The sequence below is a fragment of the Methylovirgula ligni genome (assembly GCF_004135935.1).
GTDB lineage: Bacteria > Pseudomonadota > Alphaproteobacteria > Rhizobiales > Beijerinckiaceae > Methylovirgula > Methylovirgula ligni.
The window spans coordinates 1,831,817-1,854,951 of record NZ_CP025086.1; the positions used below are offsets into that span (position 1 = coordinate 1,831,817).

General features: G+C 60.6%; 18 protein-coding genes and 1 tRNA gene. 13 read left to right on the forward strand and 6 right to left on the reverse strand.

The window, feature by feature from the left end; all coding sequences use genetic code 11:
* Positions 1-477: 477 nt before the first annotated feature.
* The 9 genes from CWB41_RS08775 to CWB41_RS08815 all read left to right on the forward strand — a co-directional run bounded on the left by CWB41_RS08775 (position 478) and on the right by CWB41_RS08815 (position 15,286).
* Positions 478-2,067 carry a hypothetical protein gene (locus CWB41_RS08775; RefSeq protein ID WP_115837060.1) on the forward strand — a complete coding sequence of 530 codons (1,590 nt, stop codon included), beginning with the start codon at positions 478-480 and terminating at the stop codon, positions 2,065-2,067.
* 237 nt (positions 2,068-2,304) lie between these two features.
* On the forward strand, positions 2,305-4,065 hold the full coding sequence (locus CWB41_RS08780; protein ID WP_129396451.1) for a hypothetical protein: 1,761 nt from the start codon (positions 2,305-2,307) through the stop codon (positions 4,063-4,065).
* A gap of 405 nt (positions 4,066-4,470) precedes the next feature.
* The gene (locus CWB41_RS08785; protein WP_245441014.1) at positions 4,471-5,094 is read left to right on the forward strand and encodes a response regulator transcription factor; all 624 of its coding nucleotides are present in this window, start codon (positions 4,471-4,473) and stop codon (positions 5,092-5,094) included.
* On the forward strand, positions 5,081-6,463 hold the full coding sequence (locus CWB41_RS08790) for a sensor histidine kinase (RefSeq protein ID WP_115837058.1): 1,383 nt from the start codon (positions 5,081-5,083) through the stop codon (positions 6,461-6,463). Before CWB41_RS08785 ends, CWB41_RS08790 begins: the two co-directional genes overlap by 14 nt.
* A 207-nt stretch (positions 6,464-6,670) precedes the next feature.
* Positions 6,671-9,856, forward strand: coding sequence for an efflux RND transporter permease subunit (locus CWB41_RS08795; protein ID WP_115837057.1), 3,186 nt, complete (start codon positions 6,671-6,673; stop codon positions 9,854-9,856).
* Between the two features lie 8 nt (positions 9,857-9,864).
* Positions 9,865-11,067: an efflux RND transporter periplasmic adaptor subunit gene (locus CWB41_RS08800; protein ID WP_115837056.1), complete on the forward strand. Its 1,203-nt coding sequence runs from the start codon at positions 9,865-9,867 to the stop codon at positions 11,065-11,067.
* A 19-nt stretch (positions 11,068-11,086) separates the two neighbouring features.
* A complete protein-coding gene (locus CWB41_RS08805) occupies positions 11,087-12,514 on the forward strand; it encodes an efflux transporter outer membrane subunit (protein ID WP_115837055.1) in 1,428 nt (475 codons plus the stop codon).
* Positions 12,515-12,738: 224 nt separating this feature from the next.
* Positions 12,739-13,221 carry a hypothetical protein gene (locus CWB41_RS08810; protein ID WP_129396452.1) on the forward strand — a complete coding sequence of 161 codons (483 nt, stop codon included), beginning with the start codon at positions 12,739-12,741 and terminating at the stop codon, positions 13,219-13,221.
* A 367-nt stretch (positions 13,222-13,588) separates the two neighbouring features.
* Positions 13,589-15,286 (forward strand): OprO/OprP family phosphate-selective porin, encoded by a 1,698-nt coding sequence (locus tag CWB41_RS08815; RefSeq protein WP_165204195.1) that lies wholly within the window; start codon positions 13,589-13,591, stop codon positions 15,284-15,286.
* Positions 15,287-16,148: 862 nt separating this feature from the next.
* Here CWB41_RS08815 and CWB41_RS08820 read toward each other — a convergent pair.
* Complete coding sequence (locus CWB41_RS08820; protein WP_245411305.1) at positions 16,149-16,505, reverse strand: site-specific integrase; 357 nt, start codon at positions 16,503-16,505, stop codon at positions 16,149-16,151.
* Between the two features lie 237 nt (positions 16,506-16,742).
* Positions 16,743-16,818: transfer RNA gene (locus tag CWB41_RS08825), tRNA-Ala, on the reverse strand.
* 140 nt (positions 16,819-16,958) lie between these two features.
* Here CWB41_RS08825 and CWB41_RS08830 point away from each other — a divergent pair.
* Both CWB41_RS08830 and CWB41_RS08835 read left to right on the forward strand, forming a co-directional pair.
* Complete coding sequence (locus CWB41_RS08830) at positions 16,959-17,249, forward strand: YggT family protein (RefSeq protein ID WP_115837052.1); 291 nt, start codon at positions 16,959-16,961, stop codon at positions 17,247-17,249.
* 7 nt (positions 17,250-17,256) lie between these two features.
* Positions 17,257-17,574: a DUF167 family protein gene (locus CWB41_RS08835; protein WP_115837051.1), complete on the forward strand. Its 318-nt coding sequence runs from the start codon at positions 17,257-17,259 to the stop codon at positions 17,572-17,574.
* On the opposite strand, the gene CWB41_RS08840 is transcribed toward CWB41_RS08835, so the two are convergent.
* The gene (locus tag CWB41_RS08840; RefSeq protein ID WP_245411304.1) at positions 17,571-18,299 is read right to left on the reverse strand and encodes an EI24 domain-containing protein; all 729 of its coding nucleotides are present in this window, start codon (positions 18,297-18,299) and stop codon (positions 17,571-17,573) included. The genes CWB41_RS08835 and CWB41_RS08840 overlap by 4 nt on opposite strands.
* Positions 18,300-18,367: 68 nt before the next feature.
* Between CWB41_RS08840 and bioB the strand changes: the two genes are divergently transcribed.
* Both bioB and CWB41_RS08850 read left to right on the forward strand, forming a co-directional pair.
* On the forward strand, positions 18,368-19,369 hold the full coding sequence (bioB, locus tag CWB41_RS08845) for a biotin synthase BioB (RefSeq protein ID WP_115837049.1): 1,002 nt from the start codon (positions 18,368-18,370) through the stop codon (positions 19,367-19,369).
* A 96-nt stretch (positions 19,370-19,465) separates the two neighbouring features.
* Complete coding sequence (locus tag CWB41_RS08850; protein WP_115837048.1) at positions 19,466-19,681, forward strand: CsbD family protein; 216 nt, start codon at positions 19,466-19,468, stop codon at positions 19,679-19,681.
* A gap of 72 nt (positions 19,682-19,753) precedes the next feature.
* Here CWB41_RS08850 and pdxR read toward each other — a convergent pair whose 3' ends face one another.
* From pdxR to CWB41_RS08865, 3 genes are all read right to left on the reverse strand, one after another.
* A complete protein-coding gene (gene pdxR, locus CWB41_RS08855; protein WP_115837047.1) occupies positions 19,754-21,271 on the reverse strand; it encodes a MocR-like pyridoxine biosynthesis transcription factor PdxR in 1,518 nt (505 codons plus the stop codon).
* A 67-nt stretch (positions 21,272-21,338) separates the two neighbouring features.
* The gene (locus tag CWB41_RS08860) at positions 21,339-22,001 is read right to left on the reverse strand and encodes a pyridoxamine 5'-phosphate oxidase family protein (RefSeq protein ID WP_115837046.1); all 663 of its coding nucleotides are present in this window, start codon (positions 21,999-22,001) and stop codon (positions 21,339-21,341) included.
* Positions 22,002-22,208: 207 nt separating this feature from the next.
* Entirely contained in the window at positions 22,209-23,096 is an 888-nt protein-coding gene (locus tag CWB41_RS08865; RefSeq protein WP_115837045.1) for a DUF4436 family protein, read from the reverse strand.
* Between the last annotated feature and the right edge of the window lie 39 nt (positions 23,097-23,135).

Sequence of the window (23,135 nt, forward strand, 5' to 3'; positions counted from 1 at the left end):
CATTCTGATCCGCAAATCCGCGCCGCGATCGAGTCTGCAATGGCTCCCGATCGCGACGCCGTGCCGGCATGCATCGGGATGAGGGAGTCGGTCTAAAAAACTATTTAATATACGCGCGACGTTTTCATTAATAATCTAAGATGTTACGCATATTTATACTTATGATATAATTGCAACAGCGATATGAATATCTTTTAAGCATCAAATTGTACTTGATAAGAACTATTTCGTAGCGATCTGAACTCGCGTAGCCTCCAAATATTACAGTTTGATGACGCTCTGGCGGAGCGGCAATCCTGCAGCGAAAAACAGAAGTGCGCAGGGCCGCGGCCGCCTCAGAGAGCAGGGGGGACGCGCGTGAAAAATCTGAATGAATCGAATCCCAAATCATGTCGATCGGTTGCCGCTGGCGAGGATGGCCGGTGCAAGGTGAGGCGCGGCGTTTTATTTGCGGGCGCTTCTATATTCGCGCTCGCGATGCTGAATGTCGCCAGCCCGGCGCAGGCCCAATCCGCCAGCGAGCAGCGCATGGAAGCGCGGCTCGATGCGCTGATGAACGAAGTCGCGGAACTCAAGCAGGAGATGCGCGCGCAGAAGCGCCAGACGCAGCATGTGCTCGCACATGTCCGCATGGCCGAAACGGCGCCCGTCCTCGCCGGGCCGGTCGTAAAAGGCCCTGGTCCCTATGTGCCGCCGCAACCCTGGGACAAGAAGTTTCATCTGTTCGGCATCACGCTGACGCCCGGCGGCTTCATTGAAGCAGCGGGCGTCTGGCGTTCGCGCGGCGATTCGACGGGCCTCGATACCAATTGGAATGGCATTCCGATGGGCAATCTGCCCCTTTCGCATACGAATGAACTCCGCTTCGATGCGCGTCAAAGCCGTTTCTCGCTGCTGGCGCAAGGCAACGTCAATCCGGCGCTGCTGATCTCCGGTTACAGCGAGTTCGACTTTCTTGCAGCGGCGGGAACCGCCAACCAGACCGACAGCAATTCCTATACGCCGCGCGTTCGCAATCTCTATGTGACTGCGGACTGGATGGACACGGGTTGGAGCCTGCTTGCCGGCCAATCTTGGACGCTGGCCACGACCAACGGCGAAGGCATCAAGCCGCGGACGGAGATTTTTGCGCCGTTCATCGACGCCAACTTTATCCCCGGTTCGGTCTGGGCGCGTCAGCCGGGCGTTCGCGTCACCAAGACTTTCGGCGAGTTCACCGCCGCGGTCTCGGCCGAGCAGCCAGAGACGACGTTCGCGCCCGCCTGTCCCGGCATCGGCACCTATGGATCGATCGGAAACGGCGTCAGTGTCTATTGCCAGCAGGCCGGCACGCACTTCTTCAACGGCGCGACGAATTATTCGCTGAACCGTATCCCCGATATTCTCGCCAAGGTCGCCTGGGATCCGAGGATTGCCGACCGCAACATGCACTTCGAGGCGTTCGGCCTCTACAGCGATCTCTATGACCGCGTCGAATATGCCGGCAATAATTTTGCGAGCAAGGACACGACGGGCTGGGGTGTCGGCGGCAGCGTGATTGTTCCGATCCTACCGAAATGGCTTGATTTCCAGGCCAATGCCATGACCGGCCGTGGTATCGGCCGCTACGGCGTCAGCACGCTGCCGACGGCGACTTTCAATCCTGATGGCTCGCTGTCCCCGATCCCCGAGACGATCGCGCTCGCCTTCCTCACTTTGCATGCGACGCCGCAGATCGATCTGTGGGCCGCCGCCGGTATCGAGCACGAGTATGGCGACTACTTCCTTGGCGGGACTGTCAACGGCCCGGGCTCGCCGCTCGCCAACAACACGGGATGCAACATCGAAACAGCCGCGGCTTCGACGTGCAACGGCATCACCAAAGATATTTGGCAGTTGACCGGCGGCGTCTGGGATCGCGTCTATCAGGGTGATTTCGGCAGTTTGCGTGTCGGCCTTCAATATTCCTATACGCAGCGTGAACTCTTTGCGGGAAGCGGCGGATTGCCGGCCGGATCGGCGCCGCTTGGCGCCAAGACAAACGACAATATTCTGCTCACCAGCTTGCGGTATTATCCGTTCCAGTAAGCGCTGTTACATCATGGCTACAACGCGCGGCAAACGACATGAGCGTTGCCGCGCGTTTGATTTTAAAAGCCGTTTCCTGACAAGCAGCTAGATACATAGTGCATTGATTTATAAATTATAATTTAAATACGCAGTACCAAATCGTCACAAAACTCCAGTCTGCGAACCCTAACCACCTGAAGGGTTGAACCGAGCTGACGGAAAGAATCGAGCTCGTAACTTTCGGGGGTTAATCCAGTGAAAAACATCGCAACGTCTTGCGACGACGCTTCTGTGCGAGCGCCCTGCGCGGCCGCAGCCAGAGCGGCTGTTCGTCGCCGCGGCTTCGGCCGTCAACTCTTGAGCGGCGCCGCACTCGCCGCTCTCGTTACCACCGGAAGCGTCGCTGCCAAGGCGGACGATTCGAACGCCGAACTCGCCGCCGAGATCCATGCCTTGAGGGCGCAGCTCCGGCACCTCGAGGCTCGCGTCGACAAGCACAGCGTGCAAATCCATGCCGTTCAGGTGAAGACGACGTCCTATCAGGCGACCGCGCCCGGCGCTTACGAGCCGCCGGTCCCGTGGGACAAGAAGTTCCACCTGGATGGCATCACGATCACGCCCGGCGGCTTCATCGCGATGGAAGGTGTGTACCGCACCCGCGACACGGGCGGCATTTTCAGCCCGAGCTTTGGCTCACTGCCAGGCTATTGGAATCCTCTTGCCCATAACAATGAAATCCGCGGCAGCGCGCAGCAATCACGCTTCTCGCTATTGGTCCAGGGTAATTATAACCCTGATACGCTGATCTCAGGCTACGGCGAGTTCGACTTCCTCGGCGCTTCCACGACAGCGAACTCAACAGAGAGCAACTCTTACACGCCGCGTATTCGTCACCTCTACACCACCATCGATTGGGCGGGCGAAGGCCTACACTTGCTCGCCGGTCAGACGTGGTCCCTGGTGACCCTGAACCAGAAGGGCATAACGCCGCGTAACGAAGATATTCCGCTGACGATCGACGGAATGTACGTCTCGGGCTTCACCTGGGCACGTCAGCCGCAAATCCGCCTTGTCAAGGATTTCGGCAACGGGTTCTGGGTTGCAGCTTCGGCTGAAACGCCACAGACGGGCACCCCCTGTTCGGGTGGCAATGCGACCGGTGCAACGCCTGGGCCGACCACGGCGGGCGTTTACTCGGTCTGGTGCTCGACGACCACGGGCGGTGGCACGAGCGCCTACAACACGCAGTACAAATATTCGCTCAATCACATCCCCGACTTCGTTGCCAAAGCGGCCTACGAAGGCAATATCGCCGGCCACTCGTTGCACGTCGAGGGCTTTGGCCTGTACACGGACCTGTATGATTACGCTGAGTACACGGGACCTGGCGGCTATTTGTATGGAAACCATAATGACACAGCCGGTTGGGGTGGCGGCGGCAGTGTCACCCTCGGTTTGTTGCCGCACTGGATAGACCTCCAGGGTTCGGCAATGATCGGCCGCGGTATTGGTCGTTACGGCTCTGGATCGCTTCAGTCCGCTGTATACGCGCCGAACGGATCGCTGACTGCTTTGCCGGAACTGATGTTCCTTGGTGGTGCGGTGGTTCATGCGACCCCAAGCCTCGACCTCTACGCCTACGGCGGCGAGGAGCGGCTCCTGTCGGCTGACTCTAGCTCGGTGTCTAGCTTTGGCAGCCCGACGGCTAACAACTCCCAGTGCTACTTCCTTCAAGCCGCCGCAGCCAGTCCTGCTGGCTGCGCAGGCAACGTGCGCGACACTTGGGAGTTGACCGGCGGTTTCTGGGACAAGGTTTATCAGGGTGCCTTCGGATCGGTCCGTGTCGGCCTCCAGTATGCCTATATCCAGGACGACATCTTCAATGGCTCCGGCGCTTCCGCGGGCCATCCGGCCCAATCGAACGTGCACTTTAACGACCAGGAAGTCTTCGCTTCGCTGCGCTTTTATCCGTTCGATCCAGCGCCGCCAGCACCGGCGTTGGTCACCAAGTATTGATCGACATAAGCGATCTAGAATATGGAAAGCGGGCCTTTCGGCCCGCTTTTTTCTTCTCTGACATGCGAGACGGGGGTTCGCCTTCCGCGAGTTGAGTTCTCTAAATTGTCACTATTAAATACTTTTTTATATCGCTCACGAAGAACTTATCGGGAGAAGCTAAATACTTTTTTATTGTGCTCAGGAAGGACATATTTTCATTGTCTACGCATTGATTAGATGTTTTTTCTCTCGGCGAGGCTGAATTTATTCATCGCCGCGCCTTGCGAGAGCTGCGAACGCGCGGAGCTTGTTTTTCGAATGTTTGATGGAATGAGTGTGATGGCCGCCGGCGCCTTTGAGCCCTCCGATCGTCCGGCGGTTTTGTTGGTCGAAGACGAATTCGAAACAGCGCAGGAAATTTCGTTGGCCCTCGAGCGGGAGGGCTACGCCGTGCGCATCGCGGATTCGTTGCAACAGGTTTCCGATGCAATCCGCATCCACATGCCCGCGGTGATGATTATAGACCGGATGCTACATGGCACCGATTCAATCGCGATGATTGAAGCCTGGCGCGAGGAAGGCAATCGCGTGCCTGTGCTTGTCGTCAGCGCGCTGTCCTCAATCGACGATCGCATCCGTGGGCTCAGAGCCGGCGGCGACGATTATCTCGTCAAGCCCTTCGCGATTGACGAGCTTGTTGCACGCGTCGAAGTGTTGCGCCGTCGCGCAAATGACTCGCGGGTCTCGCTTCTGCGCGTCGGGCCGCTGGCGATGGATTTGATCGAGCGCAGTGTGCACCGCGGAGACCGGAAGCTCGAATTGCTGCCGCGCGAGTTCAACCTGCTCGAATATTTCATGCGCCATCCGAACCAGACCATAACCAGGGCGATGCTGCTGACCGACGTCTGGCATTTTCGTACTTTGCCGCAGACCAATGTCGTCGACGTGCATATCGGCAAGCTGCGCCGCAAGGTCGACGGGCCGGGCGAAATTCCAATGATAGAAACCGTCCGGGCGACGGGATTCATATTGCATGGGGATCGCTGACCTTCTTCGTTCGACGGCTTTTCGGCTGGCGGTTGTTTTCGCCGTCGTCGTAACGTTGTCGACCGCCGCGGTATTCGCCTTCGTCTACTGGCGCGTTGCCGATGCCGACATGATGCGGGCCAAAATCTCTCTTGCGGACGAGGTCACTAAAGCGGCTGTCGAACCGACCGCCCAACTCCAGCCGGAATTGAGAAGGCGGCTGACGCGCGATTTGCGGCAGATCGAATATGTCGGTCTCTTCGACGCAGCCGGCGATCATGTCTACGGCAATGTGCAGGAAATTCCGGCGATACCTCTCGACGGAGAGACGCATATTATCGAAACGACGCGGCCGGACGGCGTCGGCACGGAGTCGGCGTTCTTCGCCGGCCGCAAGCGCCTCGATGGCAGCACGTTGGTGCTGGGCCGGGGTCTCTACGAGATCCGGGCGCTGCAGCAGTCGGTCTTGCGCGCTTTGGTGATTGGCATCGGACCGACCATTCTTCTCGCCCTCCTGGCGGGGATCATTCTGAGCTTGCGCGCCTCGCGCCGGCTGCGCGACATCCATCTCGCCATCGATCGCGTGATTCAGGGCAATCTTCACGAGCGGCTACCGGCGAACCAGATTCCTGACGGCATCGACGAGGTTGTCCGCTCCGTTAACCAGATGCTTGACGAAATAACCCGGCTCGTGAACCAGCTCAAACAGGTTGGCGATAATATAGCCCACGATCTGCGGACGCCTCTTACCGTGGCGCACATCCGGCTTGAGCGTGCCCTGAATGAGCCGGAAGAGGAACTTCGCGAGACCGCGCGGCAGATTCTTGGCAATCTCGATCGCGCACTGACCACCGTCACGGCGCTGCTGCGCATCTCCGAACTTGAAAGTGGGCTGCGGCGCAGCGCCTTCGCGCCGATCGACGTCGCAGCGCTCTGCTATGATGTTTATGATTTCTACGAGCCGATAGCGGAGGCAAAGTCGATCGCCATGAAGCTCGATCTGCAAAACAAAGTTACCTTCATCGGCGACGGTGATCTTTTACGCGAGGCTTTGACGAACCTTGTCGACAACGCCATCAAGTTCACGCCGCAGAACGGAAGCGTGCAGATTTCCGTGCAAGCCACGGCGGAGGGGCCGTGTGTCCGCATCTGCGACAGCGGCCCAGGTATCCTGCCGACCGATCGCGACAAGATCTTCAAGCGCTTCTATCGCAGCGCCGCAACCGATGACGTACGCGGCAATGGCCTTGGTTTAAGCATGGCGGCGACGATCGCGGAATTACATGGATTGACTCTCCGGCTCGATGACTCCGTTTCCGGTGCCTGCTTCGAAATCGGGCCGACCCGCCAGGATGGACGCGCAGGAAAGGGCGGGGCGGCCAAGCCTTAGGCTATATCAGACGTGTGAAGCCTGACCGGCGCGAAATACGCTCCCCGTGTCTCCAAATTTTTATTTAATACCAAGGCCTTCTGCACCGCCCTAGGGTGCGCAGCGCGTGCTTGGACGACTTGGCGCGTCGCATTCGTTTTGCCAGTCGCGACGTCGTGCCTTCGGGCCGAGCGCAACCTTCGCGGCGATGGGAGTTGCCCAAACGACATGATCGGCATTGTCAGGATCGCGCTGCAGCGTCCTTATACATTCGTCGTCATGGCGATGCTGATCCTGATTTTCGGGATTATGGCATGGACCAGAACGCCGACCGATGTCTTTCCTGACATCGGCATCCCTGTTGTCAGCGTGGTGTGGACCTATAACGGCCTGCCGCCGGATGATATGTCAGGCCGCGTCATCTATTATTATGAGCGCACGCTGAGCTCTCAGGTCAACGACATCCAGCATATCGAATCCCAGTCGCTGACCGGCTACGGCATCGTGAAAGTCTTCTTTCAGCCAAGCGTAAATATCAACACTGCGATCGCGCAGGTTACTGCGGCCTCGCAGACGGTGCTCAAGTTCCTGCCTCCGGGCATCACGCCGCCTTATGTGTTGTTGTTCAATGCCTCCAGCGTGCCGGTCCTGCAACTTGCGCTTTCGAGCACGACGCTTTCCCAATCGCAGCTCTTCGACTACGCGCAGAATTTCATCAGGCCGCAGCTCGCGACCGTCGCTGGCGCCGCCATTCCCTCACCCTATGGCGGCAAGGTCCGTCAGGTGCAGGTCGATATCGACCAGCAGAAACTGCAATCCTATGGGCTTTCCGCGCAGGACGTGGTCAACGCGCTCGCGGCACAGAATCTGATCATCCCAATGGGAACGCAGAAGATCGGCCGATTTGAATATGTCGTCGCGATGAACGACGCGCCGGAGTCGATCGCCGAGCTCAACCGGCTGCCGATCAAGGCAACGGGCAACAGTATCGTCTATATGAGCGACGTTGCTTTCGTTCATGACGGTGCGCCGCCGCAGATAAATGTCGTGCGCGTCGACGGCGCGCACGCGGTTCTGATGACGATCCAGAAAGCCGGCGCGGCCTCGACGCTCGATGTCATCAACGGTGTGAAGGCCCTGTTGCCCAAGATCCGCGCCTCGCTGCCCCCGGACCTCGAGATCAAAGCGGTCGGCGATCAGTCGAGTTTCGTCGAATCGTCCGTCGATGCGGTTTTGCGCGAGGGTGTCATCGCGGCGGCGCTGACAGGCCTGATGATCCTCCTCTTTCTCGGCAGTTGGCGTTCGACCCTGATCATCCTCGTCTCGATTCCGCTCGCGATCCTCGGTGCGATCGCGGCGCTGTCCGCCACCGGCGAGACGATCAATGTCATGACGCTGGGCGGACTGGCGCTCGCCGTCGGTATTCTCGTCGACGATGCGACGGTAACGATCGAGAATATCAACTGGCATCTGGAGCACGGCAAGGAGATCGAACTCGCCATTCTCGACGGCGCCCGACAGATCGTCGTGCCGGCGACCGTCTCGCTGCTCTGCATCTGTATCGTCTTCGTGCCGATGTTCGGATTGGGTGGCGTCTCCGGCTATCTCTTCCGGCCGATGGCCAAGGCCGTCGTTTTCGCGCTCTGCTTTTCGTATCTCCTTTCGCGTACTCTGGTGAACACGCTGGCGCGCTTCCTCCTTGCGACGCACTCTGCCCAGGAACATCTGGAAGAGCATCTCGCCGGCACGCCGCACAGTCACAATCCGCTGGTGCGGTTTCAGCGTGGCTTCGAGCATCGGTTCGAGAATTTTCGCAGCGGCTATCGTCGCGTACTCGAGCTCGCGCTGGCACGGCGACGCGTTTTCCTCGCCGGATTCCTTTGCGTCGTTCTTGTCTCCTTCGGGCTTGTGCCGTTCCTCGGCCAGAACTTCTTTCCGTCGGTGACGTCGGAGCAAATCAAGCTGCATGTCCGTGCGCAAACTGGAACGCGGATCGAGGAAACCGCGGCGCTTTGCGACAAGATCGAGACGTCGATCCGTGGACTGCTTCCCGGAGGCGTCGCTTCGATCGTCGACAATATCGGCCTGCCGATCAGCGGCATCAACATGGCTTATGCCAATTCCGGCAGTATCGGCGCGGCGGATGCCGACATTCTCATTTCGCTCAAGCCGGCGCAGGCGGAGAAGTCAGGTCATCTGGTCGAGAGGCTTCGGCAGAAGCTGCCGCAGCTTTATCCCGGAACGACCTTCGCCTTCCTGCCGGCGGATATGGTAAGTCAGATCCTCAATTTTGGCCTACCGGCGCCGATCGACGTGCAGGTTATCGGGCATGACATCGAGGCCGATCGCGCCTATGCCGAAAAAATCTTTGGCCGCATCGCCAAGGTCTCCGGCATTGCCGATCCGCGTATCCAGCAGGCGTTCAATGCGCCGACGCTGTTCATCGATGTCAATCGCTCGCTGGCAGATACGACCGGCCTCACCGAAAAGGACATCGCGAGTTCCGTTCAGGACACACTTGCCGGCAGCGTGCAGAGCGCGCCGACCTTCTGGCTCAATCCCAAGAACGGTGTGTCCTATCCGATCGTCGTCCAGTCGCCGCAATATTGGGAGGATTCGCTCGGCGATCTGGCGAATGTCCCAGTTACAGCGGCGAACGCTTCGCAACTGCTCGGCGGCGTCGCCACGATCCGCCGCGGTTTCAGCAGCGCCGTCGTCTCGCACTACAACGTTCAGCCTGTCGTCGATATTTACGCGACGACGTACGGCCGCGATCTCGGCAGCGTCGCCACCGACATTCAGAAGATTCTGGACGAGACTGCGAAGGAAGCACCACCCGGATCGACCGTCGTGCTGCGCGGGCAGGTGAGCACGATGAAAGAGGCCTATGGCCAGCTCTTCGGCGGCCTCGCTCTGGCGATCGTGCTGATCTATCTGCTGATCGTCGTCAATTTCCAGTCCTGGATAGATCCCTTCGTCATTGTCAGCGCGTTGCCATCGGCCCTTGCCGGCATCGTCTGGATGTTGTTTGCGACCTATACGACGCTTTCGGTCCCCGCACTTACTGGTGCGATCCTGTGCATGGGTGTCGCGACCGCGAACAGTATCCTCGTTGTCAGTTTCGCACGCGAAAAGCTCGCGGAGGGCGCGGATGCGACGGCTGCGGCGCTCGACGCGGGTGTGACCCGTTTCCGTCCTGTACTGATGACGGCGCTGGCAATGATCATCGGCATGCTGCCGATGGCGCTGAGCGCCGAGCAGAATGCACCGCTTGGCCGTGCCGTCATCGGCGGGCTCATCTGCGCAACCTGCGCGACACTCGTTTTCGTGCCGGTGCTGTTTGCCGCGGTTCACAGCCGCGCGGTGCCGCCCTCGCGCAGCCGCGCGCGAAGCGAACATTTGGTCCATAGCTAGGAAACCCGATGCACGACCAGGTCAGCAAGCGGACGAAGGATCGCGGCGAGGCGGGCAATACGCTTGGGCGGAAAGTCCTGTGGCGTCTTGCGCTGATTGGCGTGGTCGCCGTGGGCGTCGCGTTCGTCGGCATTTCGAGCCGCGAAAGAGAGGAGAGCGATCTAATCCGCCTGACGCAGACGGAGGCGATCCCGACGGTCGAACTCGTGAGCCCTTCGCGCGGCAGCAGCGCACAGCATCTGGTTTTGCCCGGCGAAGTCGAGGCCTGGTTCAGCGCCCCGATCTATGCCCGCGTCAGCGGCTACGTCAAAATGTGGTACAAGGACATCGGCGCCAAGGTGAAAGTCGGCGAGGTTCTCGCGGAGATCGATACGCCCGATCTCGACCAGCAGTATGAAGAGGCAAAAGGCGAACTCGCCAAGGCCCAAGCCAATGCGGCGCTGGCGGAACTGACCGCCAAGCGCTGGCAGGCGATGCGCGTCACCGACGCGGTTTCGCAGCAGACGGCGGATGAAAAAGCCGGCGATTACAACGCCAAAAAGGCGGAGGTCGCCGCTGCGTCCGCGGATGTCGCGCGGCTGGCGGCAATGGAAGGCTTCAAGAAGATCACCGCGCCGTTCGACGGTGTCGTCACCGCGCGCAAGATCGATGTCGGCGCCCTGGTCAGCTCCACGCCGGGCAATGCGCCCGATCTCTTCGACGTTGCCGACGTGCATGAGATGCGGATTTATGTCGACGTCCCGCAGGCCTTCAGCGCGCAGGTTCATGTCGGCATGACGGCGCAGTTGAAACTTCCGCAATTTCCCAATCGGAGTTTCGATGCGACGGTCGCCACGACCTCTGATGCGATCTCGCAGCGCTCGCGTTCGCTTCTGGTCGAACTGCGGCGCGATAACAAGGATGGCTTGTTGCAGCCGGGCGCCTTTGTCGAGGTCGAGTTCGATCTGCCGCCCGATCCCAATGCCCTGCGGATTCCGGCAAGCGCGTTGATCTTCCGCCGGCTCGGCCCCGAGGTCGCGACGGTCGATGCAAATGACAAGGTGGTGCTCAAGCCCGTGGTCGTCGGCCGCGATCTCGGTCAGGAGGTCGAGATCAAGTCAGGGTTGTCGCCCGGCGATCGCATCATCAGGAGCCCGTCGGATTCGATTGCCGCGGGGGATCAGGTGCGCGTCGCGGGCCAGCGGGCCGCAACTGAGCTCAGCGCGCGATAGCCGGGGCAGAGGGGGCGGCATGAGATATTCGGCTCTTCTGGCGCTGGCGCCGGCATTTCTGCTGGCGGCCTGCGATCTTGCTCCGGCCTATCGGCCGCCGGCCGTCAGCGTGCCAGCGAAGTTCAAGGAAGCAGGGGACTGGAAGCCGGCGCAGCCGAGTGACGAGGCGCCGCGCGGCGACTGGTGGCGCTCCTTCGACGATCCCGAACTCGACGCGCTCGAGCCGCAGGTCGAGACGGCCAATCAGGACCTCGCGGAGGCGGTCGCCGCCTATCTGCAGGCACGCGATTATGTAGCGGAAGCGCAATCCGCGCTTTATCCACACATCGGCAGCGAGGCGAGCTTCTCTTACAACAGGCAATCGAACAATCGTCCTCTGCGCGGTTCGGGCGAGCCGGATTATTACGGCGCCAACACTGTTCAAGGCGAGGCTTCCTACGAGGTCGATCTCTGGGGCCGGATCAAGGACGATATCGCCGCCCACAAGGCGCAGGCGCAGGCGAGCCTGGCCGATCTTTCGGCGGCGCGTCTCGGTTTGCAGGCCGACCTGGCGCGCGATTATTTTGGCCTCCGGGGACTCGATCGCGAGGCCACGCTGCTGCGTGATACGGTGGCGGCCTATCGCGACGCGCTGAATCTCACGCAGCAGCGGTTGAGCGGCAAGATTGGTGCGCCGATTGACGTGGCGCGGGCGCAAGTACAGTTTGAAAACGCCAAGGCGCTATTGGCCGACATCGCGGGACCGCGAGCGCTCTATGAACACGCGATCGCAACGCTCGTCGGGCGTCCGGCGTCGGATTTTTCGATTCCGTCCGAAGTCCGCAAAGCGGCATTGCCGGTGATCCCACATGGTGTGCCTTCAACATTGCTGGAACGGCGTCCGGACATCGCCGCCGCCGAGCGCGAGACGGCCGCCGCCAATCAATCGATCGGGATTGCGCGCTCTGCTTTCTTTCCACGGTTTACGATCAATTTGCTTGCCGGCGAGCAGGACACGGGCATCAATCTGCTCAGCCTTTCGAACAGCATCTGGTCGGTCGGGCCGACTGTCTATCTGCCGTTGTTCGATGCCGGGCTGCGGCGCGCGGAACTGGCGGCAACCGAGGCCGCCTATCTGCAAACGGTCGCGCATTATCGCGGCACCGTTTTGAAGGCCATTCAGGAAGTCGAAGACGATCTTGCCTTGCTTCATGCGCTGAGGAACGAGGCGCGGGATGTGCAGGCCTCGGCGATCGCAGCGAAACGCGCGTCCGACCTTGCGCTCGCCTCCTATCGCGGCGGCGCGACGAACTACCTTGACGTCATCATCGCACAAACCGCGGCGCTCGAGGCGCAGAGGGCGGTTCTGCATGTTGATACGCGCCGCCTGCAGTCGAGCACGGCTTTACTGATGGCGCTTGGCGGCGGCTGGTCGGCGGAAGAACTTGGCGTCGCCAGCGATCCTTGAGCAATCCCAGCCTGTTTCGCGCCCTGGTTTCGATCTCGGTGGCGCATTGCTGCCGAGACCGGATAATAAAATATAGTTCATGAAGCATGTTTTATAAGAATAGAATCGAATAAATCGTTTTTTACTACAGTAATGTGCTCGGCACAGGTATTTTAGCTCGGGGCTTATTGAGGTAAATGAGCATGAAAATACTTGTCGTCTTGTCATCGTTTCTTCTCGCGGCCTTGACGCTCGCGCCGCTCGGCGCCAACGCGCAAAGTCCCAGCCAGCGGACCGCGATCGCTAACGCCTGCGCCAGCATGGGTATCGATCCGGCGGTGTCGACTTATGTCGCCTGCGAGCGCAGCTTGGCGAAAACCGCGATCTCAATGAACGAAGCGCAGCGCACAGCGCGTGAGCAGGCTGTTTGTCGGCGGCATGGCTATCGTCCGGGCACGAGCGCTTTTGCTCTGTGCGTACTGGACCGCGAGGATGCGGCTGCGCCGGAGCAAGCCGAGCCCTTCGGCGTTCCAGCATTGTCTCGCGTCGCGCAGGCTAGCCCGACCGCTGCCTTCTCCGATTCGTATCAGCGCGGCGATCAAATGACGTCAGTTCGGCGCGCTTGTGCGCAGATGGGTACGGCGCCGGGCACGCAGGGGTTTCAGACCTGCGTCGGAAACCTCAACATGACCATCAACGACGAAGACATGGATGCCAACGGCTACTGATTCGCGCCGATAATCGACTCACAAATGATCAAGCCGGGCCCAGCGCTCGGCTTGATTGTTGCCGTGAATTGTTCAGGATTGAGTCGGTATAGCCGCACGCCAAATGTTATATTTTCCACCGGCAGCTTGTAACCAGTTCAAAGCCAATATAACGCTCATATTACACTTTCATGACGGCGCTATGTATGCTGCGAAAATAATTCTTCGATGAGCCTATGCTATAGAAAACCCTTCTTTTTCTACATTTAGTCCTGCTTAGCTGTGGTCTAAATCCCACACAGTATGATTAGTCGCGCCGTATTGCCGGAGCGCGGTTGACTAAAAGGGGCTTTATAAATTTAAGTTTATGCATCCTTTGGGGGGTGCAATGACAAACGAACTGACCTCGGGCCGCATCCGCAGCGCTCGCAAAAGCAAATTCCTCGTCTTCCTCGCCTCGTCGAGCCTTCTCGCAGTCTGGGGAAGCCAGGCTTTCGCAGACGACGCGCAGATCGCCAAGCTGCAAGCCGAGATCCACAGGATCGAGGCACGCCAGCAGGCCGAGATCGGCGCCCTGCGTGCCGAAATCCATCATCTGAAGCGCCACGGCGGCCCGATCTACGCCACCAAGGACGCTGAACCGCCGCCGTTGCTCGGCCCGCATGTGATCGAGAGCTCGAAGGGCCCGGTGCACTTCGGCTTCGCCGATGCCGACGCTCAAAACACGGTCGAGCTGACCGGCCAATTGAACATCGATACCGGCGGCTATGTCGGTTATCATCAGGTCAGCCCCGGCCTTACCCCGCCCGGCAAGGCGGGACTTGGGAACGCAGGTCTCGCCAGCGGCATCAATTTCCGCCGCGCCCGCATCGGCGTACAAGGCGTTTTCCTCGGCGATTGGGCCTACCGCATTCAGTACGATCTGGGCGGCACGTCTGACGGCTATTCGAATGCCGCGACCGGTATCACCAATAACGGTGCTGCATCTGGTATCGAAAACGCGTTCATCAGCTATGACGGTCTCTACAAGCACGGCGGCCCGCTGCCGACCGAGTTCACCATCGGCGCGATCGACGTGCCATGGACTCTCGACGAGCCGGTTGGATCGCCGAACATCCTCTTCATGGAGCGCGCGAGCTCGCAGGTTATCGCCACGGCATTCGGCGGCGGCGATAATCGCACGGCCTTAGGCTTCCACTCGAATACGGATCGGCTCTGGGTCGGTGGCTTCCTGACTGGACCGACGACTGGCCAGTTGCATTCGAATAATGCCTATACCTCTTACAACCCGGCTACGGGTGCGCCGTATGGCACGGGTATCGGGCCGCAATATGCCGGTCTGTTCCGCGCGAGCTACAATATCTTTCAGGACAAGGCGAACAATGCCACGCTGCATGTCGGCTTCAACTTCGCCGACACCTTCCTGCCGCGCGTCAATAGCAGCAGCGCCAGCGTCGAGGGGATCAGCCTGAGTGATCGTCCGGAGCTGCGTATCGATCCGACCCAGTTGATCGGCACCAACACCATCGCCGCGCACGGTGGCCAGGTGTTCGGCGCCGAGGCGGCGGCGACCTACCAAAACGCCTTCATCCAGGGTGAATATTATCACTACATTATCGACACGAGGAATCAGGGGGCAGCGGGCGCCGTTTATGAGGCGACCAATGGGCCGGCGGTCGCTTTCAATGGCGGCTATGTCCAGGGCAGCTACACCTTTGGTGGCCGGCGTTATTATGTGCCGGGAACTGGTGCTTATTCGGGCGTGATTCCAGATCATCCGTTCGTTCTCGGCACCGGCTATTGGGGCGCTCTTGAACTCGCCGGACGCTTCGACATCGTCGATCTGAATGCAGCCGCGCCATACTACAACGGTGGCAACGCCACCGGCACTGGCGCTGGTGCGGCGATCCTTGGCGGCGAACAGACGTCTTATGGCGCTGGCGCAACCTGGTATCCGAATAACAATCTCCGCTTCATGCTCGATTACGAGCATGTGGTCGTAAACGTCCCGGCCTATCTGGGCGGCCCGAACCATTACGGCGGCACGGTCGACTGGATCGCAGCGCGTTCGCAGTTCGTCTTCTGATCGTTCGATCAGCGAATCACAAAACCCCGGAGACAATGTCTTCCGGGGTTTTTCTTTGCGTGAGCGTCATTGCGAGAACGCTGAAGGCGATGGGCCCTATTGGAGGGCGGCACCGTAACGCCGCATGCTCGCGGTGCGCCCCAGCCCGACGATAGTGTCGTTGACCAGCCCATTGGGTATACCTCACTCAAGACATTGGCCACCGCATGACGGGGGCTTTTCACGCTCGACGCAAAGCCGTCAAGGCGCGCAATATCCTTCAAATGATGTGCTGGCCTTGGGCGGCCTTTGGCTCAGTCACGGAGGCGGCCCACCGTCGTATGGATCACCGCCCGGCGCAGTTCCGTAGCGACTCCCATCGTATGGATCGGCGTCGGGTACGCTCCCATAACGCCCGTCGCGCACTCGCCCAGAATAGATCCACTGTGTCGTGTTGTGCCACCGGTGATACGCGGGACGCCAATGATGCAAATTGCTGTGTGCCGCCTCCGCTAATGCGCCGCCAGACACCCAGAATGAAAGCAGCGCCGCGAGGGCAGCCGGTTGATTGAGTTTAATCATCGTCTCCTGCGATGTCTCGGCCTTGAATGAAGCCGCGACGAAGCTCCGCAACGCTGATCTCACGTTGGTTGCCGGTAGTGTGCAGGGGGTTGATCGGGAAAAATATTAAAAAGAATTTTGTGATCGGCCTCGCATAGCGTCCCTCAACCTGCCGCCGATATCGGAGAGCACGAACACATACTGCTTGCCCTTGACCTCATAGGTGATTGAACGCCGTCATTCGTAATCAGAGTTCAAGAGAATCAGCTCAGCGCTACGAGCCGGCGCTGGCTGTTTGTATGGCCGTCGATATAGGCTTGCGTCACTTCGATCGACTTGTGGCCGCCAATAACTGAACATCTCGCAGGCTGCAGCCCGTGCGATGCGCATTGCGCGCGGCGTTCGTTATAAATGTGCGCCGGCCGGAGTGCGAAGAGCAACCGCTGAACTCAAGCGCTTTGAACAGTGTGACGAACCAGTTGACGAGACTATTTGGCCGCATGGAACCGCCGCGAGTTGAGCGGATAACAGGGCCGGCCGCGACGCGTCGGCCTTTCAGCGTGACCAGCGCGCTTTTTAGGTGGGCATGCATCGGAATACGGCGGCCGCCACGCTTTTTAGCGATTGCGTCTCTGACTTCGATAAAGCCGCTGAGTTGGCCATGGGCATCGAGCACCATTGACCAGTCGAGACGAGCAATCTCGCAGGCGCACAGGCCTGCTTTTACGGAAAGAAGAATGACGACGCGGTCACGGGCGGTAAAGTCGGTGCCGCGACGGAGGGAATGCAGTCGGTGGCAACAGATTGGCGAGAATCGACGAGCTGGGCTGGCTCGTTCCCGGCGAACAAGTCTCGTTCGCTCTGTAGCTAGCGCCGAAAAATCGAATATGACGATGACGTATCTTACTGATTTTATTGGTGGAGCTGATGAGATTCGAACTCACGACCTCTGCAGTGCGATTGCAGCGCTCTCCCATCTGAGCTACAGCCCCGGCCAGCGCGCTGTTTACGTCCCTCATGCCGCGACTGTCAATGCGCTGAGAAGTGGCTGCGCCGGGGCGTGCAAGAGCTTGGCTTGCCCCTCGGCCCGCTCCCGGCTAAACGGGAGTTCCCTGCGGGTTCCGGAGCCGTTATGCGCGCGATTCTCGACGTTCTTCTGCTGGTTCTGCAGCTTTATACGTATGTGATCATCATCGTGGCGATCCTGTCGTGGCTCATCGCCTTCAACGTGATCAATGTACACAACGACTTCGTACGCTCGATCTGGAATGCGCTGAATGCGGTGACCGAGCCGTTATTGAGGCCCATCCGCAATGTCCTGCCGGCGCTGGGCGGCCTCGACATTTCGCCGGTCATCCTGCTGCTGCTGATCTTCCTCATCCAGGACATTATCGAGCGCTACATCTATCCCAACGTCATTTAGTCCCCCAATGCCGGAGGGACGGCCCTGGACGGCGCGAAAGGATGGCCTGGCGCTCGCTGTGCGGCTGACGCCTAAATCCTCGCGCGACGAGATCGTCGGGGTCGAGGCCCTGGCGGATGGCCGCGCGGTTCTCAAAGTGCGTGTCCGCGCGCTGCCCGAGGCGGGCGCGGCCAACGAAGCGCTGATTCGCCTGTTGGCCAAGTCTCTCGGCGTCGCGCCGAGCAGCCTGCACCTCGAATCGGGCGGCTCGAGCCGGCTGAAATCCGTGCATCTCGCCGGTGACGCCGCCGCGCTCGCGACCAAACTGGCTGGACTTGCCCGCTAGGACTTCGCCGGAATAGCGGAGGCTGCGGCGAGCTTGTTGTGAAGGCGCACCATCAGCGAGGCGCCGAAGAGCGGCGTCAGCAGGTTGACGAGCGGCACAGCCGCGAGCGCCGCGATGAACAGCCCCGCGAGGAAAATCTGCCATTCATTGGCACGGCGGATGCGGGCGACGTCCTCGATCCGGCTGTAGCGCAGGGCGGCGAGTTCGAAATAGCCGCGGCCGAGCAGATAGGCGTTGACGATAAGAAAAATCACCGCGTTCACGCCCGGCACCAGAAGCAGCAGCAGCGCGACGATATTGAGCGCGAGCGCCAAGGCCGCAAAGACGGCGGTAACCCGGATCTGTGCGCCGAGCAGCGGTGTCGCGCCTGGATGTTTCGGGTCGATATCCGCTTCGACCTTGGCCGCAAGCTCGTCGAAGAAGAAGCCCGCGACGACGAAGGAGACCGGCGTGATCGCGAAGGCGAAGCCGATCAGCAGCGCCAGAGCGGCGATGAGCGTCACGCCCGTCGTGAGCCAGTGATAGGGCAGGACGAGGAAATGCGTCAGCGTCGTTTCCGCCGCGGCGAAGACGAAGACAAGCAGCAGCGCGGTCAGGGCGAGCGTCTTGTAAAGGACGCGCCGGAACGGCGGTGTGAAGATTTCGGCGAAGGCATCGAGCGCCAGGGAAAGGAGCATGGGCTTTAGATAGGACGGCGCGGGCGGCGCGACAATTTCTATCGTCAAATAGGGATCATATATCTGTTTTCGCTGCGTTCTTGTGTTTGCGCCGGTTTCCCCTTAGACCTGCACCGATGGACGCTTCTTCCCGGGATATCCGCCACGATTGGACGGTCGATGAGATTCTCGCCGTTCATGATCGCCCCTTGCTCGAATTGATCGGCGAGGCCAACCGCCTCCACCGGGCCTATCAGCCAGCCAATTACGTGCAGAAGGCGAGTCTGCTCAGCGTCAAGACCGGCGGCTGCCCGGAGGATTGCGGTTATTGCGCCCAATCCGCGCATCATCGCGAGGTCAAGCTCTCCCGTTCGCCGCTTATGCCAGTTGCCGAGGTTCTGACGCTCGCCAAACGTGCGTGCGACGCGGGGGCCGATCGGTTCTGCATGGGCGCCGCCTGGCGCGAGGTGCGCGACGGAGCGGAATTTGACTCGGTGCTGGAGATGGTGCGCGGCGTCCGCGCGCTGGGGATGGAAGCCTGTGTGACGCTCGGCATGTTGACCGAGCCGCAGGCCGAGCGGCTCAAAGAGGCTGGCCTTACCGCCTATAACCACAACCTCGACACCGGCCCGGACTATTATTCGCAGATCGTCTCGACCCGCACCTATGATGACAGACTCGCCACCTTGCAGGCGGTGCGGGACGCCGGCATCGAAATGTGCTGCGGCGGCATCATCGGCATGGGCGAAAGCGTGCGCGATCGCGCCGCCATGCTCGCCGTGCTCGCGGCGTTCGATCCGCATCCCGAAAGCGTGCCGATCAATGCTCTGGCGGCGATCGACGGAACGCCGCTCGCCGGCCGCAAGAAGGTCGATCCGCTCGAGTTCGTGCGGATGATCGCGACGGCGCGCATTGTCATGCCCCGCAGCGTCGTCCGGCTTTCGGCCGGGCGAGGAAGCCTCAGCCGCGAAGCGCAAATCCTTTCCATGGTCGCCGGCGCCAATTCGCTCTTCTATGGCGAAACCCTGCTGACGGCGCCGAACGCGGCCGTGCCGGAAGATGAAGCGCTTTTCGCGGCCCTGGAGCCGATCGTGCGCGAGGTCGCGCAGGAGACGCCGGCGACGCTTACGCTCGCGTGAAATCTTCGTAACCTTCAACCGGCGTGCGCGAATTTCCGGAACCCTTCTTGTCCTGAGCCGTTTCTCGGTCCCACGTCAATCAGGGAGTTCGAGATTATGAGCAGCTCGACGGACAAGATCAAAGGCGTTGCCAATGAAGTTGCGGGCGAAGTGAAGCGCGGCGTCGGCAAGGCCGTCGGTTCCGAAAAACTTCAGGCCGAAGGTGCGGCGCAGGAGCTCAAGGGCCATGTGCAAAAGGCCGTGGGCGACGCGAAATCGGCGGTGAAGGATGCCGCCGACAAGGCATCGCACCAGATCCATAAAAACACCTAAAACTTTCCGCATTTCGAAGAAATGGGGCGTCCGGATCGGGCGCCCCATTTGCGTGTCTGTCGCCGAGTTCGCTCAATCGGCGAAGGCAGGCCGCACATTGTTCGGCGTGTGCGTACGGAGTTCGTCGGCGAATACACGCGCCATGATATCGACCGCGCGAATAATCTCGCGCTGCCCGAGCGCGGCATAGCCCAGCAGAATGGCGCGGTCGCGGTAAAAGCCGGAGGGGCAATAGGCGCCGCCGGATTCGAGCGTATGAACGCTGACGCCGTGCGCAGCGAGGCGTGTCCTGAAGTCTTCCGGTGCGGGCATCCAGTCCGGCAGAAGCCACATGACATGCATGCCGCCGTTGATCCCCCAGATTTCGAGCGGACCGAAAGATGTTTGCAGCCGTGATGTCAGGCAATTGAGCGTCTCGGAACTGGCCTTGCGAATGGTGCGCAGATGGCGCTGATAGCCGCCGCTGTTGATGAAGCTCTCCAGAATGGCCTGTTCGAGCCAGGGATGCCCGTAATTGCCCATCGTCTTGACCTTGCGGGCGACGGAGATGAGTTGCGGCGGGACGATGAGATAACCGGTGCGTACGCCGGCACCGAGCGATTTGGAAAAGGTGCCGACGTAGATAACGCAGTTTCCAGCATCCGCGCCGGCGATCGAGAGCATCGGCGGCCCGTCGAAAATATAGTCGCTGTCGTAATCATCTTCGACGATATAAGCGCCGCTGCGATGCGCCCAGTCGAGGAGGGCCCGCCGCCGCGTGGGCGTGAGCGTCGCGCCCGTCGGGAACTGATGCGATGGCGTCACATAGGCGAAGCTCACATCCCGTTCGGGCAAAAGGTCGGTTATCAGTCCGTCGCGATCGACGGGAACAGGGCAGAGGCGCGCGCCATAGCTGCGGAATGTATGCGCGGGGCTCCCATAGCATGGATCTTCGACCACGACGCCGGTGCCGGTCGTGACCAGCATACGCGCAATGAGGTTGATTGCTTCCTGCGTGCCGGCGGTGACGATCACGGACTCGGCGGAGCATGTGACGCCGCGTGAGAGCGAGACGTGATGAGCGATCGCTTCCCGCAAGGCGGGTAACCCGGCGGGGTCGCCATAGTCCGTCAATTCGCTGGCAAGTGAGCTCAGTGCATCATCGGCCAGTTTGCGCCATGTCGTGATCGGAAACAGCGTCCGGTTCACGCGCCCGGGCCAAAAGTCCACGACGGGTTTCGCGTTTGGAGCTTGCGGGGTCACCGCAAGCGCCTCGCCCTTGAAGACAACCGGCGCCCGCGCCGTGGGACGGGCGAGATCCGGACCCGCGTCCGTCATCTTGCCAACCAGAAGGCATGCCTCGGGGATCGTATCCGCGACGACGGTTCTTACACCCTTGATGGCGGAGAGATAGCCTTCGCTGGCCAGGCGTTCGTAGGCGTGAATGACGGTATTTCGCGAAACATTGTATTGCCGCGCGAGTTCACGCGAGGGCGGCAGTGCGAAGCCGGGCGGCAGCCGTCCGCTGACGATCTGTCCGCGCAACTGATCGACGATCTGCGCTTGCAGACTCGCGCCGGTCTCGCGCACCAATCCAAGCTCGATGAGCACGGTCGGTTCTCCAAATCTAGCCGGTCAAGAAGGCTTGCCGGCCAGAATGGCGCCTGCTCGAGCCTGGCTATTTTTTCGTATATCTAAATAACCGCGCGAAATCCGGCATGGCAATGTTCGCCGCCAATTTCGGGTCGGGGATGACGTCGCGCTGCGCCACGTAGAGCGGAACCGCGCCCGACCAGCGGTCGGAGGCCAGATCCTCCTCCTCGTCGCCGGCGAAGAGATCGTTGACCTTCGCCGAGGCTTCATCGAGGCGCAGGCGGATGACTTTCGTCGCCAGCCATTCCTGTTCGTTCGGCGGGCGGGCATAATCCCAGAGCCCCGGCGCAAGCTTGTCGGTGAACGCGGCGAGCGCCTCGCGCTTCTTGTCCTCCTCCACAAACTCGGCATTGCCGAAGGCCATGACCGAGCGGAATTGCACATTGTGGTTCATCGCCGCCCGCGCAAAAACGATGCCATCGAGATGGGTGACGGTGAAGCAGACCGGGATGCCCGTTTGCTGCGTCTTGAGCATCCGGCTCGCCGACGAGCCGTGCCAATAGACATAATCATCGATGCGCCAATGGCTCGTCGGTGTCACATAGGGCTTGCCGTCGAAGATATAGCCGATCTGGCAGATGATGCCGGCGTCGATAATGTCATAGATGGTCTGGCGATCGTATTTGCCGAGCCAATGATAGCGGCGCAGGCGCGTGCGGTCGGAGACGGGTGACGAAGCCTCGGTCATTCTCGGGAACCTCTTTGCCGTGGCTGTAAGTCTCGCCGGTGGGCGTCCCCCCGGCGGCCGACGTCGCGCCCGGCATGGCGGCGCGTCGATGGCGCGATCGTGGACAGCCGGGGAGCCCCTGAAAAGAACCGGGGCAGGAGAAACTCATGGGTCCAGAAACGGCAGCCGCGGCGGCGGACGGGCCGATCTCCGTCACGGCTTGCTCCGTCAGGGTTTGGCGCCGCTGCGTACCCAGGCGAAAATGAAAAGGCAAAGCCCGACGATCGCGCTGAGTTCCGCCCAGAAAAAGATAAGGGCGTCGGCCCGCACGCCGAGCGGCGGTGTGCCGGGCAGGGCGTTGCGCAGGACCGGCAGGGCGAAAATCATTGCGCCGAGCGCGCCGACGAACGGCACCTCGATCTTGCGCAGACCGATGAAAACCAGGCCGCCGATCATCAGCGCGCAAATCGCCACGAAGAACATCGCGCCGTAGATGGCGAGGCTGAAGAATGCGACGGCGCTTGTGCGGCTGAAGACGAATTCGAGCGCCAGCGCGCCCGGCGCCGGAGCGGGGCGCTCTGCGGCCTCCACGACGAATCCAAAAAGCCCCTCCCATGCCGTAACCCCGATCGCTAGGGGGCGAACCGAGCCGTCCTGTGTCAACGCGCTCGCGGAAAGCACTGTCGAAGAAACATAACGGTCGAACGGGTAATCGCGGACATTTCCGTCTTCGAGGGAAAACTCGAACGTCGCTTCCGGCAAGGGCTGTCCGGCCTTCACATTGATCTGCTCGGTCTGCTCGCTGTGCTGGATTCTCAGAACGTAGTTTCGATCTGCGATCATTGTTGCGCCGGCCGCCGTAGACCCCGGCAGAAGATTGATCCGTACCTGGATCGCATGGTTGACCGGATCGATATGCGTGGGCTGCAGGTAAAGCCGGACCTGTGCCTCGCTGGGCGGCGCACCGAGTTCGGCTTCAACGGGCGCTTTCGCCATATTGAACCGCGTCAGCATGACGCCATAGGCGACCAGACAGAAGATGATGAAGAGCGCCAGGAGAATGGCGCGACGCAAGGTGGAGGAGATTTGCCCCTCCGGGCTTTCTTTATCGGACACGCTGACCGTGATCTAATAATGGATAATCTGGAGCTTTAC